Here is a 15,784-nt window from a genome sequence, read left to right as displayed (position 1 = left end):
TTCGATGACGGCTCCGGGCAATGCGATGGATCGGCTGATGGCCGCGATAGGCGGCGGCAAGATGCGCGGATTGCCGCCTGTCGAGCGCTGGAACCCGCCTTTTTGCGGCGATCTCGACATGCGTATCGCCGCCGACGGCACCTGGTTCTATCTGGGCACGCCGATCGGCCGGCCGGCTCTGGTGAAGCTGTTTTCCTCGGTGCTGAAGCGCGAGGGCGACGATTACTTTCTCGTGACCCCGGTCGAGAAAGTCGGGATCACGGTCGAGGACGCGCCGTTCCAGGCTGTCGAGATGCAGCTGGACGGCGAGGGCGACGGCAGGGGAATCGCCTTCCGGACGCAGGTCGACGACCTGCTCTGCGTCGGGCCGGAGCATCCCCTGCGTTTCGAGCGGGCTGCAAAGGACGGGCTGAAACCCTATGTCCATGTTCGGCACGGCCTCTGGGCCCGGCTGACGCGGGCGGTCACCTATGACCTGCTGGCGCTCGGCGAGGTGCGAGGGGCCGAAGGAGAGGCGATGTTCGGCATCGCCGCCGCCGGGCATTTCTACCCGGCGCTGCCGGCGAGCGAGATCGAAGGCATCGAGATTTGACGACCAACGGCCACGCCTTGAACCTCAGCACGGAGGCCTTCGCGAAGCTGGCGCGCGAGCGCCTGCGCGCCGAGCCGCCCTTGCTCGGCGAGGTGATCGCGCGTCCGCGCGGCGACCATGAGAACCAGCCCCAGCCCGTGCCGATCCCCGACGAGAAGCGCGCGGTGCCGGCAGCCGTGCTGATCGGGATCGTGCCGCGCGAGACGGGGCCGACGGTATTGCTGACCCAGCGCGCCGCAGCGCTGCGCAACCATTCGGCGCAGGTCGCCTTTCCCGGGGGCCGCGTCGATGCCATCGATGGCTCCCCGGTGGTTACCGCCCTGCGTGAAACGGAAGAAGAGATCGGCCTGCCGCGGGAGCGCATCCGCACGCTCGGCTTCCTCGACGCCTATCTGACCGGGACCGGATATCGCATCGTGCCCGTCGTGGCGCTGGTCGAGCCGCCCTTCTCGTTGACGATCAACCGTCACGAGGTCGACGAGGCCTTCGAGACGCCGCTTTCCTTCCTGCTCGACCCCGCCAACCACAAGCGGGAAGGGCGGGAGTGGAAGGGACATTTCCGGACCTACTATGCGATGCCGTTCGAGGGTCGCTATATCTGGGGTGCGACCGCCGGCATGATCCGCAATCTCTACGAGCGGCTGGCCGGTTAGAATTCATGTCTCTGCGCCGAAAGCGCACCGGGGAACGACGAAGCCGATGCTGCGCGCGATCATCGAAGAGGTTCTGCTCTTCGTCCTGCCCTTCTGCATTTTCGCGGGCTATCTCGTCATCAAGAGGCGCAACCCCTTCGATGTCGAGCACTGGAGCCGGCATGCCTTCTGGCTCGCCGTCGTCGGCCTGCTGCTGTCGATCGCGGTCTTCGCCTATGGCGGCTTCTTCGCGCCGCGCAGCCAGGGCGCCTATGAGCCGCCGCATATGGAGAATGGCGTGCTCGTGCCCGGCCGCTTCAAATGAAACCCGAGCGTGAAAGCGCCATCGCGCGCTTTCTGGCCGAGCCGGTTCTGGTCCGGCTGCTGAGCGCGCTGAACGGCGAGGGCGAGGAAACCCGTGTCGTTGGCGGCGCGGTGCGCAATCTCCTGCTGGGAGAGGCCGCGAGCGATATCGACCTCGCCACCACGGCCCTGCCCGAGGAAACGATCAGGCGCGGCCGGAAGGCCGGTTTCAAGGCCGTTCCGACCGGGATCGAGCACGGCACGGTCACGCTGATATCGGGCGGTGCGACCTTCGAGGTGACGACGCTGCGGCGCGACGTCGAAACCGACGGGCGGCGCGCCAAGGTCGCCTTCGGGCGTGATTTCGCTGAGGATGCGCTGCGGCGTGACTTCACGATCAATGCGCTGGGGCTCGACCGGGACGGTGGGCTCCACGATTACAGCACCGGGCTCGCCGATCTCGCCGCCCGGCGCGTGCGCTTCATCGGCGAGGCGCAAACGCGCATTCGCGAGGACTATCTGCGGATCCTCCGCTTCTTCCGATTCCATGCCCGGTATGGTGTCGGTGCGCCCGATGCCGAGGGCTTGCGCGCCTGCATCGCGGGCCGCGCGGGGCTCGAGGGGCTGTCGCGCGAACGGGTCCGCGCCGAATTGATGAAGCTGCTGGTCGCGCCTGGGGCTGCGGCCACGCTCGATGCGATGGCAGGCGCCGGGCTGGTGATGCCGGTGATCGGCGCGGTGCCGCACCTTGCCCGTTTCGCGGCCGTGGCGCGAGAGGACGGCGAAGGTGTCCACCCGGCGTTCCGGCTGGCGGCCTTGGCCGTTTCGGTCGCCGAGGATGCGCCGCGATTGCGCGACCGGCTGCGGCTGTCGAACGACGAGTTCGACCGGATCGAGCGGATCGCGCTTGCCTTGGAAGCGCTCGGCGGCCGGGGCGAGCTACCCTCGCTCGCATGCTTTCGCCTGGTTGCCGATCGCGCCGGAGACGACGCGGCTGCCGCGGCCCTCGTGCTGCTCAATGCCATGGCGGGCGATGAAACCGGCCGTCATGTCCGGAGCCTCATCGGCCAGCTGGGAGCTACGCCGCCATTCCTGCCGCGAGGGCAGGATGTGGTGGCCCGCGGCGTGCCGAAAGGCGAGGGGATCGGACGGGTCCTGACGGAGACGCGCCGGCTGTGGATCGAGGCGGCGTGTCCGGCCGAGCGGCAGGCGCAGTTCGAGTTGCTCGACGCCGTGAGCCGGCAGGCGTTGGCTTAGGGCCAGCGCACCGTCGGCGGCATCGAGGACAGGATCGAATCGACATTGCCGCCGGTCTTCAGCCCGAAGATCGTGCCGCGATCGTAGAGCAGGTTGAACTCGACATAGCGGCCGCGGCGAACCTGCTGCTCTTGACGCTCGGCCTCGCTCCAGGGCTTGCCGATATTGCGGCAGAGGAGGTTGGGATAGATGTCGAGAAACGCCTCGCCCACCGCCTTGGTGAAGGCAAAATCGGCTTCCGGATCGCCTGTCCAGACATAGTCGTAGAAGATGCCGCCGATGCCGCGCGGCTCGTTGCGGTGCTTCAGGAAGAAGTAGTCGTCGCACCACTGCTTGAAGCGCGGGTAGTCAGCTACTGCGGGGAAACTCTCGCAGGGGCGGCGCATGGCCGCGTGGAACTCGCTCGAATCCGGGTCTTCCTGATTGCGCCTCGCAAAGAGGACCGGCGTCAGGTCGGCGCCGCCGCCGAACCACGGCTTCGTGGTGACGACGAAGCGCGTGTTCATATGCACGGTCGGAGCATGCGGGTTCCAGGGATGGGCGATCAGCGAGATGCCGGTGGCGTGGAACCGCGGATCCTCGGAGGCGCCGGGGATCTGCCCGGCGAAGTCGGGGTGGAAGCTGCCATGCACGGTCGAGACGTGGACGCCAACCTTCTCGAAGACCCGGCCCTTCATGATCGACATCACGCCGCCGCCGCCGGGTGCGCCGTCATGATTGGTGCGCTGCCAGGGCGTGCGGACGAAGCGGCCGGGCTGGTCGGCCTCGGCGGGGAAGGGGCCGCCCGCCTCGTCCTCGACCGCCTCGAAGGCGGCGCAGATACGGTCGCGCAGGCTTTCGAACCACGCCGCGGCGCGGGGCTTCATCGCCTCGACGACGGCCGGGTCGGCGGGCGGATTCTCAACGGGCTTGGGTGTGCTCATGGTCCGGTCCATCGCGGCGCGGGAAGCCGCCTGTCTGTCGCAACGCCTCGCCCATTACCATCGCAGCGGCCAGCGCGACATTGAGCGAGCGCAAACCCGTCCGCATCGGGATGTGCAGGCTCGTCTCGGCGGCCGCCTGCACCTCGGCCGTCACGCCGGCCGATTCGCGGCCGACCAGCACGACGTCGCCGGGCTGGAAGACGAAATCCGGCAAGGGGATCGCTCCGTCCGTTTCGGCGAGGACGAGGCGGTGGCCGTTCTCGCGACGCCAGCTGTCGAAAGCCGCGAAGGAATCATGCCGGGCGACGGCGGCGCGTTCGAGATAATCCATGCCCGAGCGGCGGAAATGCCGGTCCGAGACGTCGAAGGCGGCGGGCTCGACGATGTCGACGGCAATGCCGAGGCAGGCCGCCATGCGGATCATCGTGCCCGCGTTCTGCGGGATGTCCGGCTGGAAGAGGGCGAGACGCAACATGTCTGCTGTCATGCGGTGGCGAGCCGACATGCGTCAAGAACACTGGCGATCGCCCCGAAACGCGCCCATATCGCGGTCTCAATTCCGTCGTCATGCCGACCCAGAGGAGGGCGGACATGTTTGCCCCGCTCTTCCGCTGGCTCGAAAGCCGAATCGACGTCTTCGCTCCCTTCGACGAGCGGGAGACGCCGCCGCGTGGCGTCTGGCCCTTCATGTGGCACCACATCAAGGGTGTGAAGGGCTGGATGGCGGCGATCATGATCACCGGCCTCGGCTTCAGCGGCATCGAGGCGGCGATGTATCTGATGGTCGGCTGGTTCGTCGACCTGCTCTCGACCCAGTCGCCGGAGACGATCTTCCGCGACCATGGCTGGGTGCTCGCCAGCGCGGCCTTCCTGCTCGTAGTCGTCCGGCCGCTGATCTATTTCGCCAACCACGCCATCGTCGACCAAGTCGTGGTGCCGCAGATCACCAACCAGATCCGCTGGCGCAACCACGTCTACACGCTCGGCCACGCGCTGGGTTATTTCCAGAACGATTTCGCCGGGCGGCTGTCGGCCCGCGTCATCCAGGCGGGACAGTCGATCCGCGGCGCGACGATCGAGGTCATCGACGACCTCTGGTACGCGCTCGTGTTCGCGACCGTGGCAATCGGCTTCTTCGGCAGGACCAGCATCTGGCTGGCAATGCCGGTCATCGCCTGGCTCGCGGCCTATATCGCGCTGCTGATCTATTTCGTGCCGCGCGCCAAGGCGCGCTCGGAGGCGAATTCGTTCGGACGGTCGAGCACGACCGGACGCATCGTCGATTCCTACACCAACATCCTGACGGTGAAGCTCTTCGCCCGCAGCGACGCGGAACGCTCGGCCGTGCGCGACTCGTTGACGCGTTGGAACGCCTCCTTCCTCAACCTGTCGCGGCTGATCACCGGCGTCAGCGTCATCCTGCAGACGATGAACAGCCTGCTCGTCGTCGCGACCGCCTGGCTCGCGCTGCTGCTGTGGAGCCAGGGCGAGATGACGCCGGGCGCGGTCGCTGCCGCGATCGGCCTCGTGCTCAGGCTGGTGCAGATGTCGGGCTGGCTGATCCACCTCGTGCGCGGCATCTTCGAGAATATCGGCTCGGTGCAGGAGAGCATGGAGACGATCGCGAAGCCGCACGACCTGCCCGATGCGCCGGAAGCCGTGCCGCTGGTCGTCGACAAGGGGGCGATCAGCTTCGAGAAGATCCGCTTCAACTACGGCAGGGGTGGCGGGCTGTTCGAAGGGCTCGACCTTGCGATCAAGCCCGGCGAGCGGATCGGGCTCGTCGGCCCTTCGGGCGCCGGCAAGTCGACGCTGGTGAACCTGCTGCTGAGGCTCTACCCGCTCGAGGGCGGGCGCATCCTGATTGACGGCCAGGACATCGCCCATGTCACGCAGGACTCCTTACGCGCCCAGATCGGCATGGTGACGCAGGATAATTCGCTGCTGCACCGCTCGATCGGCGACAACATCGCCTATGGCCGCATCGGCGCCAGCGAGGCCGAGATCGTCGCCGCGGCGCGGCAGGCGGCGGCGCACGAGTTCATCCTCGGGCTCGGCGACCAGGATGGACGGCAGGGTTTCGATTCGCGCGTCGGCGAACGCGGCGTGAAGCTTTCGGGCGGCCAGCGCCAGCGCATCGCCATTGCCCGCGTGCTGCTCAAGGACGCGCCGATCCTGATTCTCGACGAGGCGACCTCAGCCCTGGATTCGGAGGTCGAGGCGGCGATCCAGCAGCAGCTCACCGCGCTGATGCAGGGCAAGACCGTGATCGCGATCGCGCACCGCCTCTCGACCATCGCGGCGCTGGACCGCCTGATCGTGCTCGACAAGGGCCGTATCGTCGACACCGGCAGCCATGAGGAGCTGATCGGGAGCGGCGGGCTCTATGCCCGGCTATGGGCACGGCAATCGGGCGGCTTCCTTGCCGCCGCCGATCCGGAAAAGCTCGCGGTCTGAAGTCCCCGCCAGAGGTCTGTGCGCCATGCATGGGCGGGACGTTCGCGACAGTAGACTTCGTCCAATCTGCATGTCAAAGAGCCGATGGTGACGCACCGCCGCATTGCGGCGGCAGCGGCGCGCCCCTATGAGGGCGACAGGCGACAATTTCGAGCTGTTACAGCTCGCAAGACGTGTAAGAGGATTGGATCGTGGCGAACGCGACCGATACATCGACCGGAACAACCCGCCGCGATTTCCTGATGCTTGCGACCGGCGCCTTTGGCGCCGTCGGCCTCGGTGCCGTCGTCGTGCCGCTGATCAGCCAGCTCGCCCCCGATGCGCAGACCGTCGCCGCCGGCGCGCCTGTCGACGTCGATCTGGCGCCGATCGCGGAAGGCCAGGCGATCAAGCTGTTCTGGCGCGGCAAGCCGATCTTCGTGCGCCACCGCACCAAGAAGGAGATCGACGAGGCCCTGGCCGTCGACGTCGCGACGCTGCGCGACCCGCAGACCGACCAGCAGCGCACCAAGGCCGGCCACGAGCAGTTCCTCGTCGTCTTCGGCAACTGCACCCATCTCGGCTGCATTCCGTTGGGCACCGCGCCCGGCGAGTCCAAGGGCGACTATGACGGCTGGTTCTGCCCGTGCCACGGCTCGCACTACGATTCCTCCGGCCGCATCCGCAGGGGCCCGGCACCGCTCAACCTGCCGGTTCCGCCTTACGCCTTCACCGCGGACACCAAGATCAAGATCGGCTGAGCAATGCGCTCGACGCTTTCCCGCCAAGATGAGACAGCCTTGAGGCATTCTTCATGAGTGGTCACAGTTCCTACGTCCCGAAGACCGGCATCGAGCGCTGGCTCGACGCGYGTCTGCCGATCATCCGCCTCGCGCATGACTCGGCGGTGTCCTACCCGGTCCCGCGCAACCTCAACTATCTCTGGACCTTCGGCGGCATCCTCGTGTTCATGCTCGTGGCGCAGATCGTCACCGGCATCATCCTGGCGATGCATTACACCGCCAATTCGCTGCTGGCCTTCAATTCGGTCGAGCACATCATGCGCGACGTGAACTATGGCTGGCTGCTGCGCTATCTGCACTCCAACGGCGCCTCGATGTTCTTCGTCGCCGTCTACGTGCACATCTTCCGCGGGCTTTATTACGGCTCTTACAAGGCGCCGCGCGAGGTGCTCTGGATCCTCGGCGTGGTGATCTTCGTGCTGATGATGGCGACGGCCTTCATGGGCTACGTGCTGCCCTGGGGGCAGATGTCCTTCTGGGGCGCGACCGTCATCACCAACCTGTTCTCGGCGCTGCCGGTGATCGGCGAGACGATCGTGACCTTCCTGTGGGGCGGCTACTCGGTCGACAACCCGACGCTGAACCGCTTCTTCTCGCTGCACTACCTGCTGCCCTTCATGATCTTCGGCGTGGTGATCCTGCACATCTGGGCGCTGCACGTCGTCGGCCAGAACAATCCGTCGGGCGTCGAGGTGAAGAACGTCGCGAAGGACACCGTGCCGTTCACGCCCTATGCGACCGTCAAGGACATCCTCGGCATGGTCGTGTTCATGATCGTGTTCTCGTGGTTCGTGTTCTACCAGCCGAACTTCATGGGCCATGCCGACAACTACATCCCGGCGAACCCGGCCTCGACGCCGGCGCACATCGTGCCGGAATGGTACTTCCTGCCGTTCTACGCGATCCTGCGCGCCATTCCCGACAAGCTCGGCGGCGTGATGGCGATGGGCGCGGCGATCGTCGTGCTCGCCTTCCTGCCCTGGATCGACACCTCCAAGGTGAAGTCGATGAGCTACCGGCCGATCGCGCGCCAGCTCTTCTGGGCCTTCCTCGTGGTGTGCATCGGCCTGGGCTATCTCGGCGCCATGCCGGCGGAAGGCGGCTACGTCATCGCCTCCCAGATCTTCACCGTGCTGTATTTCGGCTTCTTCGTCGCGCTGTTCGTCGTCGGCCTGTTCGAGCGGCCGAAGGCGCTGCCGACCTCGATCGCCGATTCCGTGCTGGCCTCCGCCAAGGGTGGTTCGGCGGTGCGCATCGCGACCGCCACCGCTGCCGAACCGAACGTCAAGGGCTGACGGAACCATGAGCAGAACATCGTTTCGTCTCGCCCTCACCGGGCTTGCCGCCGGCCTGTCGCTGGCGCTGTTCCAGCCGGCGGCGCAGGCAGCCGAGGGCGGACCCAGGCCGCCGGCGCTGAACTGGTCCTTCGCCGGACCTTTCGGCAAGTTCGATCGCGCGCAGCTTCAGCGCGGCTTCAAGGTCTACAAGGAAGTCTGCGCGAGCTGCCATGGCGCCAGCCTGGCGGCCTTCCGCAACCTGTCGCAGCCGGGCGGCCCCGAATTCACGCCCGGCCAGGTCGCAGCGCTGGCCGCGACCTATCAGATCAAGGACGGCCCCAACGAAACCGGCGAGATGTTCGACCGGCCGGGCCGGGCGGCCGACCGCTTCCCGTCGCCGTTCCCGAACGAGCAGGCGGCGCGCGCGGCCAATGGCGGCGCCTATCCCCCGGATTTCTCGGTCCTGGCCAAGGCCCGCACCTATACGCGCGGTTTCCCGACCTTCGTGTTCGACATCTTCACCCAGTATCAGGAGCAGGGGCCGGACTACATCCACGCCCTGCTCGTCGGCTACAAGGAGCCGCCGGCCGGCTTCCCGGCGCTCCTGCCGGGGCAGAACTACAACGAGTACATGCCCGGCCATCTGATCGCGATGCCGAAGCCGCTCTCGGACGGGCAGGTCGAGTATCCGAAGGGGCCGGACGGCAAGTCGCCGCTGCCGGAGACGGTCGATCAGTATGCCCGCGACGTCTCGGCCTTCATGGTCTGGATGGCGGAGCCGCATCTCGAGGCGCGCAAGCGCCTGGGCATGCAGGTGATGATCTTCCTCGTGATCTTCGCGGGGCTGCTCTACTACACCAAGAAGAAGGTGTGGTCGCGCATGCCGGACGGCTCGCCGGCTCACTGAGCAGCGTCGCTCCTATGCGTAAAGCCCCTCATGCTTGTGATCAGGTGACCCTGTTGGCTTAAGTCATTTTCGCGAGCACGGACACTCACAATAGGTGGCGGCGCAGCCGCGCCGCCACCGGTCCGCCGCGTTCACGTCAGTTGGCGGGCGATTGTTTAGGCTGTCAGGTGATGCGCTCGGCCGATGCGCTCGCGACCCTCTGCCCCGATGCCGGCCATCTGAATCACATGCCCGGACACATCTATGTGCTGTGCGGCGACTACGAGCGCGCCAGGATCGCCAGCGAGAAGGCGATCGCCGCCGACGACATCTATGCCGGCTATGCCGGCTCGTTCAATTTCTACGTCACGGCGCGCTGCCACGACCTGCATCTGATGATGTTCACCTGCATGTTCATGGGGCAGTATGCGCCGGCCCTCGCCGCCGCCGACAGGATCCGCGAAATCCTGACGCCGGACATCCTCGGCGTGCAAGGCCGGCCGAAGCTCGCCATGACGACGGAAGGCTACTACTCGATGAAGATGCATGTGCTCGTCCGGTTCGGGCGCTGGCACGACATCATCGCGGAGCCTTTCCCCGGCGATCCCGCGATCTTCCGGGCCTCGATCCCGATGCATCACTATGCGCGCGGCATCGCCTTCGCCACGCTCAAGGACTTCGCTCGCGCCGAGGAAGAGCGCCGGCTATTCCGGGAGAGCTACGAGCGCATCTCGGAAACGCACCGGTATCTCAGCAACTATGCGCGGAACACGCTGTCGGTCGGGCAGGCCATGCTCGATGGCGAACTCGCCTATCACAAGGGCGATCACGAAGAGGCCTATGTCCATCTGCGCGAAGCGGTGCGCCGCGACGACAATCTCGGCTACACCGAGCCCTGGGCCTGGATGCACCCGCCGCGCCACGCGCTGGCCGCGCTCCTGATGGAGCAGGGCCATGTCGTCGAGGCCGAGGGGGTCTATCGCGACGATCTCGGCCTGAGCGGCAGGGTGCAGCGCTGCACCCAGCATCCGGACAATGTCTGGGCTCTCCACGGCCTCGTGGAATGCCTCCGGCGGCGCGGCGAGGAAGCCGAGCTTCCGGCTCTGGAGGCGAAGCTTGCGCTTGCGCTGTCCAAGGCCGACGTGCCGATCACCTCGTCCTGCCTGTGCCGCCTGACGACCGCGGAACCCCTCTGCTGCTGTTCCGCGTAAGGCCCAGACATCTCGTCCGGGCGCTTGCGCGGCGTGGGGTCGGCGCCGGCCGCTCGATCCGGCCCGTTTAGGAAAATCCTAATCACCACAGCAAGATTTCGTATTTTTACAGTGCTGACGCCGCCGGTAGACCAATGCCGGGATTGGGATTTCTCCCAAAGAAATTCTCCAGATTCGGCGGGAGGCGGATAATGTCAGTTGAGCAGATCGACACGCTCGTCATCGGCGCCGGTCAGGCTGGAATCGCGATGAGCGAGCATCTGGACCGGGCCGGTGTCCCTCATGTCGTTCTCGAGAGGAGCCGCATCGCCGAACGCTGGCGTTCCGAACGATGGGACACACTGGCCGCGAACGGGCCAGCCTGGCACGATCGGTTTCCGGGCCTCGCGTTTTCCGATGTGAATGACCAGGTCGGCCCCAATGACTTCCCGTCGAAGGAAACGGTTGCAGACTATTTCGTCGCCTACGCCAGGAAGATTGCGGCACCGATCCGCTGCGGCGTCGAAGTCCGGCATGTCGAGCGGATTGCCGGCCGGCCCGGATTCCGCGTCGAGACGTCGGCAGGAATGATGGAGGCCAACCGGATCGTGGTCGCGACCGGCCCCTTCCAGTGCCCGACTATTCCAGCCTTGGTTCCGCCGGAAACGGGGATGTTGCAGATGCACTCCACCGCTTATCGCAATCCCGGCCAGCTTCCCGAGGGCGCCGTGCTGGTGGTCGGGTCGGGCTCTTCGGGGACGCAGATCGCCGAGGAATTGCTGGAGTCGGGGCGGCGCGTCTACCTGTCCGTCGGCCCGCATGATCGCCCGCCGCGCGCCTATCGCGGCCGCGACTTCTGCTGGTGGCTGGGCGTTCTCGGTAAATGGGACGCTTCTGCGCGGGAGCCCGGAACGGAGCACGTCACGATCGCGGTCAGCGGGGCGAATGGCGGTCACACGATCGATTTCCGGCGCCTGGCGGCACGGGGAATGCTCCTCGTCGGGCGGACGCAAGCCTGCGAGAATGGCGTGGTCGGCTTTGCCCCCGATCTCGTCGAGAATCTCGGGCGCGGCGACGCGAATCTTCATGCCTTGCTGGACGAGGCCGATGCCTACGTCGCCCGCAACGGCCTCGACCTGCCGGAAGAACCGGAGGCGCGCGCCGTGGTCGCGGATTCCGATTGCGTGACAAATCCCATCGCCTCGCTCGATCTGGCGCAGGCCGGGATCAGCACGATCATCTGGGCGACGGGCTTCTCCTCCGACTACAGCTGGATGGAGGTCGACGCTTTCGACGAAAGCGGCCGCCCGCGGCACCAGCGCGGCGTCTCGTCAGAGCCCGGCGTCTATTTCCTGGGGCTGCCCTGGCAGTCGCGCCGAGGGTCGAGCTTCATCTGGGGCGTGTGGCACGACGCCAAGTATCTGGCGGACCAGATCACGATCCAGCGCAACTACGCAGCCTATCACGCTGCCATGCAGCGCGAACTCGAGAGCGCGTGAGCGTCGAACAGGAACTTGAGTTCGTCGCGCGGCCCCCATGGCGGTTCGCGTCGAGCATGGTCCGACTAAGGAGGCCACATGGCACATACCCGCATCCGCAAGTTCAACACCAAGGAAACCTACCCGGAGCAGAAGCTCGACAACGACCTGGCGCAGGCGGTCGTGACCCGGGGTGRCCGCATCGTCTGGCTGCGCGGCCAATGTCCGCAGAACCTCGACGACGCCGTCAACATCGACAGCCATGACCCGGTCGAGCAGACCCACAAGGTCATGCAGAACATCAGGCAGCTCATCGAGGAAGCCGGCGGCAGGATGGAGCACCTGGTCAAGGTGGTCGTCTACCTGACGGATGTACGCCACCGCGAGGCGGTCTACCGCACCATGGGCGAATACATCAAAGGCGTGCACCCCGTTTCGACCGGCCTCGTCGTGCAGGCGCTGGCCCGGCCGGAATGGCTGGTCGAGATCGACGGCACCGCCGTCATTCCGGATTAGGAGCTCACAGGCCGATGACCTTTTCCCTCGTCGCCCGATGCGCACGGACCGGCATGTTCGGCGTCGCGGTCTCGTCTTCCTCGCCTGCGGTCGCCGCGCGCTGCTCCTATGCACGCGCCGGGGTTGGAGCGGTGGCCTCGCAGAACGTCACGGACCCGACCCTGGGTCCCCTGGCGCTCGATCTGATGGAAGAAGGCCGGAGCGCGGCGGAAGCCATCGCCGAGATCCGGAAACGCGGCCGGTTCGTCGAATACCGGCAGGTGCTGGCGGTCGACCGGAACGGGACGGCGGCGATCCATTCCGGCCCCCGATCGCTGGGCATCTGGACGTCGGCGCAGGCCGAGAACGTCGCCTCGGGCGGCAATCTCCTGGCCAATGACGGCGTTCCGCAGGCGATCGTCGACGGCTTCCTCGCAAGCTCCGGCTCCGGCCATCTGGGCGACCGGCTGATAGCCGCCATGCGCACAGGCCTCGCGGCGGGCGGCGAGGCCGGGCCCGTCCGTTCGGCGGGACTCAAAATCGTCGACAAGCTCAGCTGGCCGATCGCCGATCTGCGCTGCGACTGGACGGAAGACTGCCCCGTCGAGACGGTTGCGAAGGCCTGGGAGGTCTACAAGCCGCAGATCGAGGCCTATATTCAGCGCGCGCTCGATCCGCGGGAGGCGCCGTCCTACGGCGTGCCGGGCGACGAGTAAGCGGCCTTCCGGCGGCTCAGCCGTCGATCCGGGTGCGCTCGGTCATGGCCGGCGCGATCATCCCTGGAATGTACGAGCGCGAGATGCGGGCTTGGCAATAGGCCTGGAAGGCTTCGACGAGCTTGGACTCGCCAAGCTGCGCAGCGTCGCAACTCCGATCGTCATCGGGCGATGCTCCCCGGCGAGCCGGATCGAGACCAGCCTCCGGCCATCGAGCGCGTGGTCCGATCGCGGGCGGACGTTGAATAGCCCGTAGCCGGCGCCGTTGGCGACCATCGCCCGGACGACGTCCGGATGCGCCGAACGGGACGCGATCGTCGGCGTGATCCCCTTGGCCATGAACAGCGCGAGGAAATACTCCCGGCTCAGGGGCAGATCGAGCAGCACCAGCGGCTGATCCGCAAGCTCTTCCAGCGTCATGGCGCTCTGCCGCGCGAGTGGGTGCGTTTCGGCGACGACGATGTAGGGCGGCAGGCTGACGAGCTGCGAGAACGCGATGTCCTCCGGAATCTGGAGGTCATAGGTCAGGGCGAGGTCGGTCTCCGACCGCCGCAGCCCCCGGAGCAGGTCTTCCTGATGGCCCTCGACATGGCGGATCGTCGTATCGGGAAAGGCCGAGACGAAGCCCTGGGACAATTCCGGGACCAGCATGGGAGCCAGCGTCACCATGCAGCCGAGAGACAGCGTGCCGCGCACCAGGCCGCTGGTCTCGTCGGCGACGGTGTAGAGGCTCTCCGCCTGCGCGACCACGCGCTTGGCCTCGGCGAGAAGCGCACGTCCGACAGGGTTGAGCGACAGGCCCTGGGCATGGTGGCGGACGAAGAGCTGCGCTTTCAGCTCGCGCTCGAGATGCAAGATCGCCGTCGAGATCGAGGGTTGAGAAATATGGACGAGTTCAGAGGCCAGAGTGATGCTGCCCGTTTCGCCGGCTGCGCTGAAATATTCCAACTGACGTAGCGAAAAGCGCATGGCGGCACATAGAGCATGAGTAGCGCCGTTGGCAAAGCACGGCGGCGCAGGTGGCGGACGGCAAGCGAGCATCTCGTCCAGCCGGCCGCACAACGAGATAGCGGCAGAGGCGCCGTCCTTCGGAGACGAAGCCGATGCCGAGCCCGCTCAACGCCTCGGTGGGCAGGATCGAGAGGTCCCGGCCCATGATCTTGCCAACATCGCGGTCTGCTTGACGAGCCCAGTTCGCGATGGGCACGCGGTCGGCTCGAACTCCCGCGACAGCTCCCCACACGTCCGCCGGATCGGACCAGCTCAACCATCTATCACCGGAACTCCGGCGGACAGGCAGTTCGAAAACGCGGCTGCGGACACTCCAGAGAGTGACCCAAGGGTGGGCCACTAACACCCGTCGCTGAAACGGGCGAGACGCGCCACTTTCGGACACTGGCTCGCAGCGCGAAACCTGACATTCCTCATCGACAGGACGAGCCCTTTCACCATTTTTGACTTTCAGCACACAGTTGCGATGCGATATCATCGCAAACATGCAATCTCAGCGCCACGGTACCTCGAACGCGGCGATGGGATGCACGAAGCCTTTCAAGGCTTTATCACCAAGTGAAATGAGGCTGAATCGATTCGGAACCAATTCGGATACTGTCCCCGACACGACAATGGTGTCGGGTTCTGCTATCTGACATAGGCGAGCCGCCGTTTGAACTGTCGCACCGAACAAGTCATTGCTGTCGGCTACGGGTTCGCCCGCGTCTAACCCGATCCGCACCCGCAACTTCTCCTTGCTCGCGAGATTGAAGGCATCAAAGGCCTGCTGAATTGTACGGGCGCAATCCACGGCTACAGCGGCCTCATCGAAAGAAGCCATAATCCCGTCCCCGGTGTGCTTGACCTCGCGCCCCCCTTTGTCCTTCAGCGCGCGGCGTACCAAGGAATCGTGGGCCCTGGTCATCTCAACTGCCTGGAGGTCACCTAATCTCGCGGTCATGCCGGTCGAGTCGACTATGTCGGTGAACATTATGACTCGTAGGGCCGGATCAAACATCGCGTGGGGGCTATCCCCCTTCGGAGGTGGGTCCGAGACGCGACCAAGGAAGGCTTCGACTGCAGAAATATCTACCTCGATTATATCTTTGGCTAAATCTCCGTGGGCCTCGTCATGCACCCGCATTGCTGCACGGATGTCAGGTGCATCGATGAGGCAGAAGCCTGTACCCCGTGCTTCGTCGAACCAGTACGTCAGGAACCRTACGCCATAGCGCTCCTGCACTTCCAAGTCCTTGCGATGAGCCTCGGCGATATCGGCGGCGGAGAGACCTCGCAAGTCATGCCGATCAAGAAAAATGGGCATTTTTCTCTCCGTTTCCACACCCGGCCAAAGGTTAGAACTGGACCAGCTGCCTCATTAATACACAAAAGCCGAGCGAGGGGCTCTTTCTTGTGTTGTTCGGCGATATCGGTCAGCTCTCGATCGCCGGCTCCGAGTTTTCCGCTGACGAGTGCGACTATCCTGATACGAAGCTCGGCGGATATGAACTCGGCTCTTCCCATATGTCCGCTAGCCACCCGGCCCAGTCGTTAGCCTCTGGTGGCAAGGATCGAGGCGGAATGCCCGGTGGTCTCAATCGGTAATCGCAACACGCTACTTTTCCTTTGGAGATGGAGCGTGGGTGATGAAGCAGCGGCGGCGGATCTACTATTCGGCGGCCCAGCGGGCTGAGATCTGGGATCGCTGGAAGGCCGGCGAGTCGATGAGTTCGATTGGGCGGCGGTTCGATCGGGAGTCCTCTTCGGTGTTCTCGGTGCTTTCGCCGACGGGCGGCATTCGGC

At 65.7% G+C, this 15,784-nt stretch carries 16 protein-coding genes; 12 read left to right on the top strand and 4 right to left on the bottom strand.

The annotated features are described in order from the left end of the window. Nucleotides 1-37 precede the first annotated feature (37 nt). From AC1DVA_RS21525 to AC1DVA_RS21510, 4 genes are read left to right on the top strand one after another with little or no spacing between them, the layout of a single operon-like run. Nucleotides 38-592, top strand: coding sequence for a DUF1285 domain-containing protein (locus AC1DVA_RS21525; protein ID WP_476807215.1), 555 nt, complete (start codon nt 38-40; stop codon nt 590-592). Then, nucleotides 589-1,245, top strand: coding sequence for a CoA pyrophosphatase (locus AC1DVA_RS21520; RefSeq protein ID WP_265054425.1), 657 nt, complete (start codon nt 589-591; stop codon nt 1,243-1,245). The genes AC1DVA_RS21525 and AC1DVA_RS21520 overlap by 4 nt, the downstream gene beginning before the upstream one ends. 46 nt (nt 1,246-1,291) lie before the next feature. Next, nucleotides 1,292-1,549 (top strand): DUF6111 family protein, encoded by a 258-nt coding sequence (locus AC1DVA_RS21515; RefSeq protein ID WP_265054424.1) that lies wholly within the window; start codon nt 1,292-1,294, stop codon nt 1,547-1,549. Next, nucleotides 1,546-2,784 carry a CCA tRNA nucleotidyltransferase gene (locus AC1DVA_RS21510; protein WP_476807214.1) on the top strand — a complete coding sequence of 413 codons (1,239 nt, stop codon included), beginning with the start codon at nt 1,546-1,548 and terminating at the stop codon, nt 2,782-2,784. The genes AC1DVA_RS21515 and AC1DVA_RS21510 overlap by 4 nt, the downstream gene beginning before the upstream one ends. Here the strand turns inward: AC1DVA_RS21510 and hemF are convergent. Together hemF and AC1DVA_RS21500 are read right to left on the bottom strand one after the other, a co-directional pair. Next, entirely contained in the window at nt 2,781-3,707 is a 927-nt protein-coding gene (hemF, locus tag AC1DVA_RS21505) for an oxygen-dependent coproporphyrinogen oxidase (protein WP_265054422.1), read from the bottom strand. The genes AC1DVA_RS21510 and hemF overlap by 4 nt on opposite strands. Next, nucleotides 3,685-4,182 (bottom strand): tRNA (cytidine(34)-2'-O)-methyltransferase, encoded by a 498-nt coding sequence (locus AC1DVA_RS21500; RefSeq protein ID WP_265054421.1) that lies wholly within the window; start codon nt 4,180-4,182, stop codon nt 3,685-3,687. Before AC1DVA_RS21500 ends, hemF begins: the two co-directional genes overlap by 23 nt. 116 nt (nt 4,183-4,298) lie before the next feature. Between AC1DVA_RS21500 and AC1DVA_RS21495 the strand changes: the two genes are divergently transcribed. The 8 genes from AC1DVA_RS21495 to AC1DVA_RS21460 all read left to right on the top strand — a co-directional run bounded on the left by AC1DVA_RS21495 (nt 4,299) and on the right by AC1DVA_RS21460 (nt 12,988). Next, nucleotides 4,299-6,164, top strand: a complete 1,866-nt coding sequence (locus tag AC1DVA_RS21495) for an ABC transporter ATP-binding protein (RefSeq protein ID WP_265054420.1) — start codon at nt 4,299-4,301, stop codon at nt 6,162-6,164. Between the two features lie 191 nt (nt 6,165-6,355). After that, a complete protein-coding gene (gene petA / locus AC1DVA_RS21490; protein WP_265054419.1) occupies nt 6,356-6,904 on the top strand; it encodes a ubiquinol-cytochrome c reductase iron-sulfur subunit in 549 nt (182 codons plus the stop codon). 53 nt (nt 6,905-6,957) lie between these two features. Further along, on the top strand, nt 6,958-8,241 hold the full coding sequence (locus AC1DVA_RS21485; RefSeq protein ID WP_476807213.1) for a cytochrome b: 1,284 nt from the start codon (nt 6,958-6,960) through the stop codon (nt 8,239-8,241). A gap of 7 nt (nt 8,242-8,248) precedes the next feature. Beyond that, a complete protein-coding gene (locus AC1DVA_RS21480; RefSeq protein WP_476807212.1) occupies nt 8,249-9,130 on the top strand; it encodes a cytochrome c1 in 882 nt (293 codons plus the stop codon). A gap of 170 nt (nt 9,131-9,300) precedes the next feature. Beyond that, a complete protein-coding gene (locus AC1DVA_RS21475; RefSeq protein ID WP_476807211.1) occupies nt 9,301-10,320 on the top strand; it encodes a tetratricopeptide repeat protein in 1,020 nt (339 codons plus the stop codon). 191 nt (nt 10,321-10,511) lie between these two features. Then, nucleotides 10,512-11,798 (top strand): flavin-containing monooxygenase, encoded by a 1,287-nt coding sequence (locus AC1DVA_RS21470; RefSeq protein ID WP_265054416.1) that lies wholly within the window; start codon nt 10,512-10,514, stop codon nt 11,796-11,798. A gap of 78 nt (nt 11,799-11,876) precedes the next feature. Continuing rightward, nucleotides 11,877-12,293, top strand: a complete 417-nt coding sequence (locus tag AC1DVA_RS21465) for a RidA family protein (protein ID WP_476807210.1) — start codon at nt 11,877-11,879, stop codon at nt 12,291-12,293. Between the two features lie 14 nt (nt 12,294-12,307). Continuing rightward, nucleotides 12,308-12,988 carry a DUF1028 domain-containing protein gene (locus AC1DVA_RS21460; protein ID WP_265054414.1) on the top strand — a complete coding sequence of 227 codons (681 nt, stop codon included), beginning with the start codon at nt 12,308-12,310 and terminating at the stop codon, nt 12,986-12,988. Between the two features lie 57 nt (nt 12,989-13,045). Here AC1DVA_RS21460 and AC1DVA_RS21455 read toward each other — a convergent pair whose 3' ends face one another. Together AC1DVA_RS21455 and AC1DVA_RS21450 are read right to left on the bottom strand one after the other, a co-directional pair. Beyond that, nucleotides 13,046-13,936: a LysR family transcriptional regulator gene (locus tag AC1DVA_RS21455; RefSeq protein ID WP_476807209.1), complete on the bottom strand. Its 891-nt coding sequence runs from the start codon at nt 13,934-13,936 to the stop codon at nt 13,046-13,048. Between the two features lie 556 nt (nt 13,937-14,492). After that, entirely contained in the window at nt 14,493-15,305 is an 813-nt protein-coding gene (locus tag AC1DVA_RS21450; RefSeq protein ID WP_476807208.1) for a nickel-binding protein, read from the bottom strand. Nucleotides 15,306-15,784 lie beyond the last annotated feature (479 nt).

The sequence above is a fragment of the Allobosea sp. P4_C6 genome (assembly GCF_056402015.1).
Note: the sequence above shows the minus strand (reverse complement) of the source record. Positions and strands in the feature narration are given on the sequence as shown.

Bases quoted from the DNA above. Each gene is read 5' to 3' on its own strand.
- AC1DVA_RS21525 (WP_476807215.1), top strand. From the start codon at position 38: ATGGCCGCGATAGGCGGCGGCAAGATGCGCGGATTGCCGCCTGTCGAG.
- AC1DVA_RS21515 (WP_265054424.1), top strand. From the start codon at position 1,292: ATGCTGCGCGCGATCATCGAAGAGGTTCTGCTCTTCGTCCTGCCCTTC.
- AC1DVA_RS21510 (WP_476807214.1), top strand. From the start codon at position 1,546: ATGAAACCCGAGCGTGAAAGCGCCATCGCGCGCTTTCTGGCCGAGCCG.
- hemF (WP_265054422.1), bottom strand. From the start codon at position 3,707: ATGAGCACACCCAAGCCCGTTGAGAATCCGCCCGCCGACCCGGCCGTC.
- AC1DVA_RS21500 (WP_265054421.1), bottom strand. From the start codon at position 4,182: ATGTTGCGTCTCGCCCTCTTCCAGCCGGACATCCCGCAGAACGCGGGC.
- AC1DVA_RS21495 (WP_265054420.1), top strand. From the start codon at position 4,299: ATGTTTGCCCCGCTCTTCCGCTGGCTCGAAAGCCGAATCGACGTCTTC.
- AC1DVA_RS21480 (WP_476807212.1), top strand. From the start codon at position 8,249: ATGAGCAGAACATCGTTTCGTCTCGCCCTCACCGGGCTTGCCGCCGGC.
- AC1DVA_RS21475 (WP_476807211.1), top strand. From the start codon at position 9,301: ATGCGCTCGGCCGATGCGCTCGCGACCCTCTGCCCCGATGCCGGCCAT.
- AC1DVA_RS21470 (WP_265054416.1), top strand. From the start codon at position 10,512: ATGTCAGTTGAGCAGATCGACACGCTCGTCATCGGCGCCGGTCAGGCT.
- AC1DVA_RS21460 (WP_265054414.1), top strand. From the start codon at position 12,308: ATGACCTTTTCCCTCGTCGCCCGATGCGCACGGACCGGCATGTTCGGC.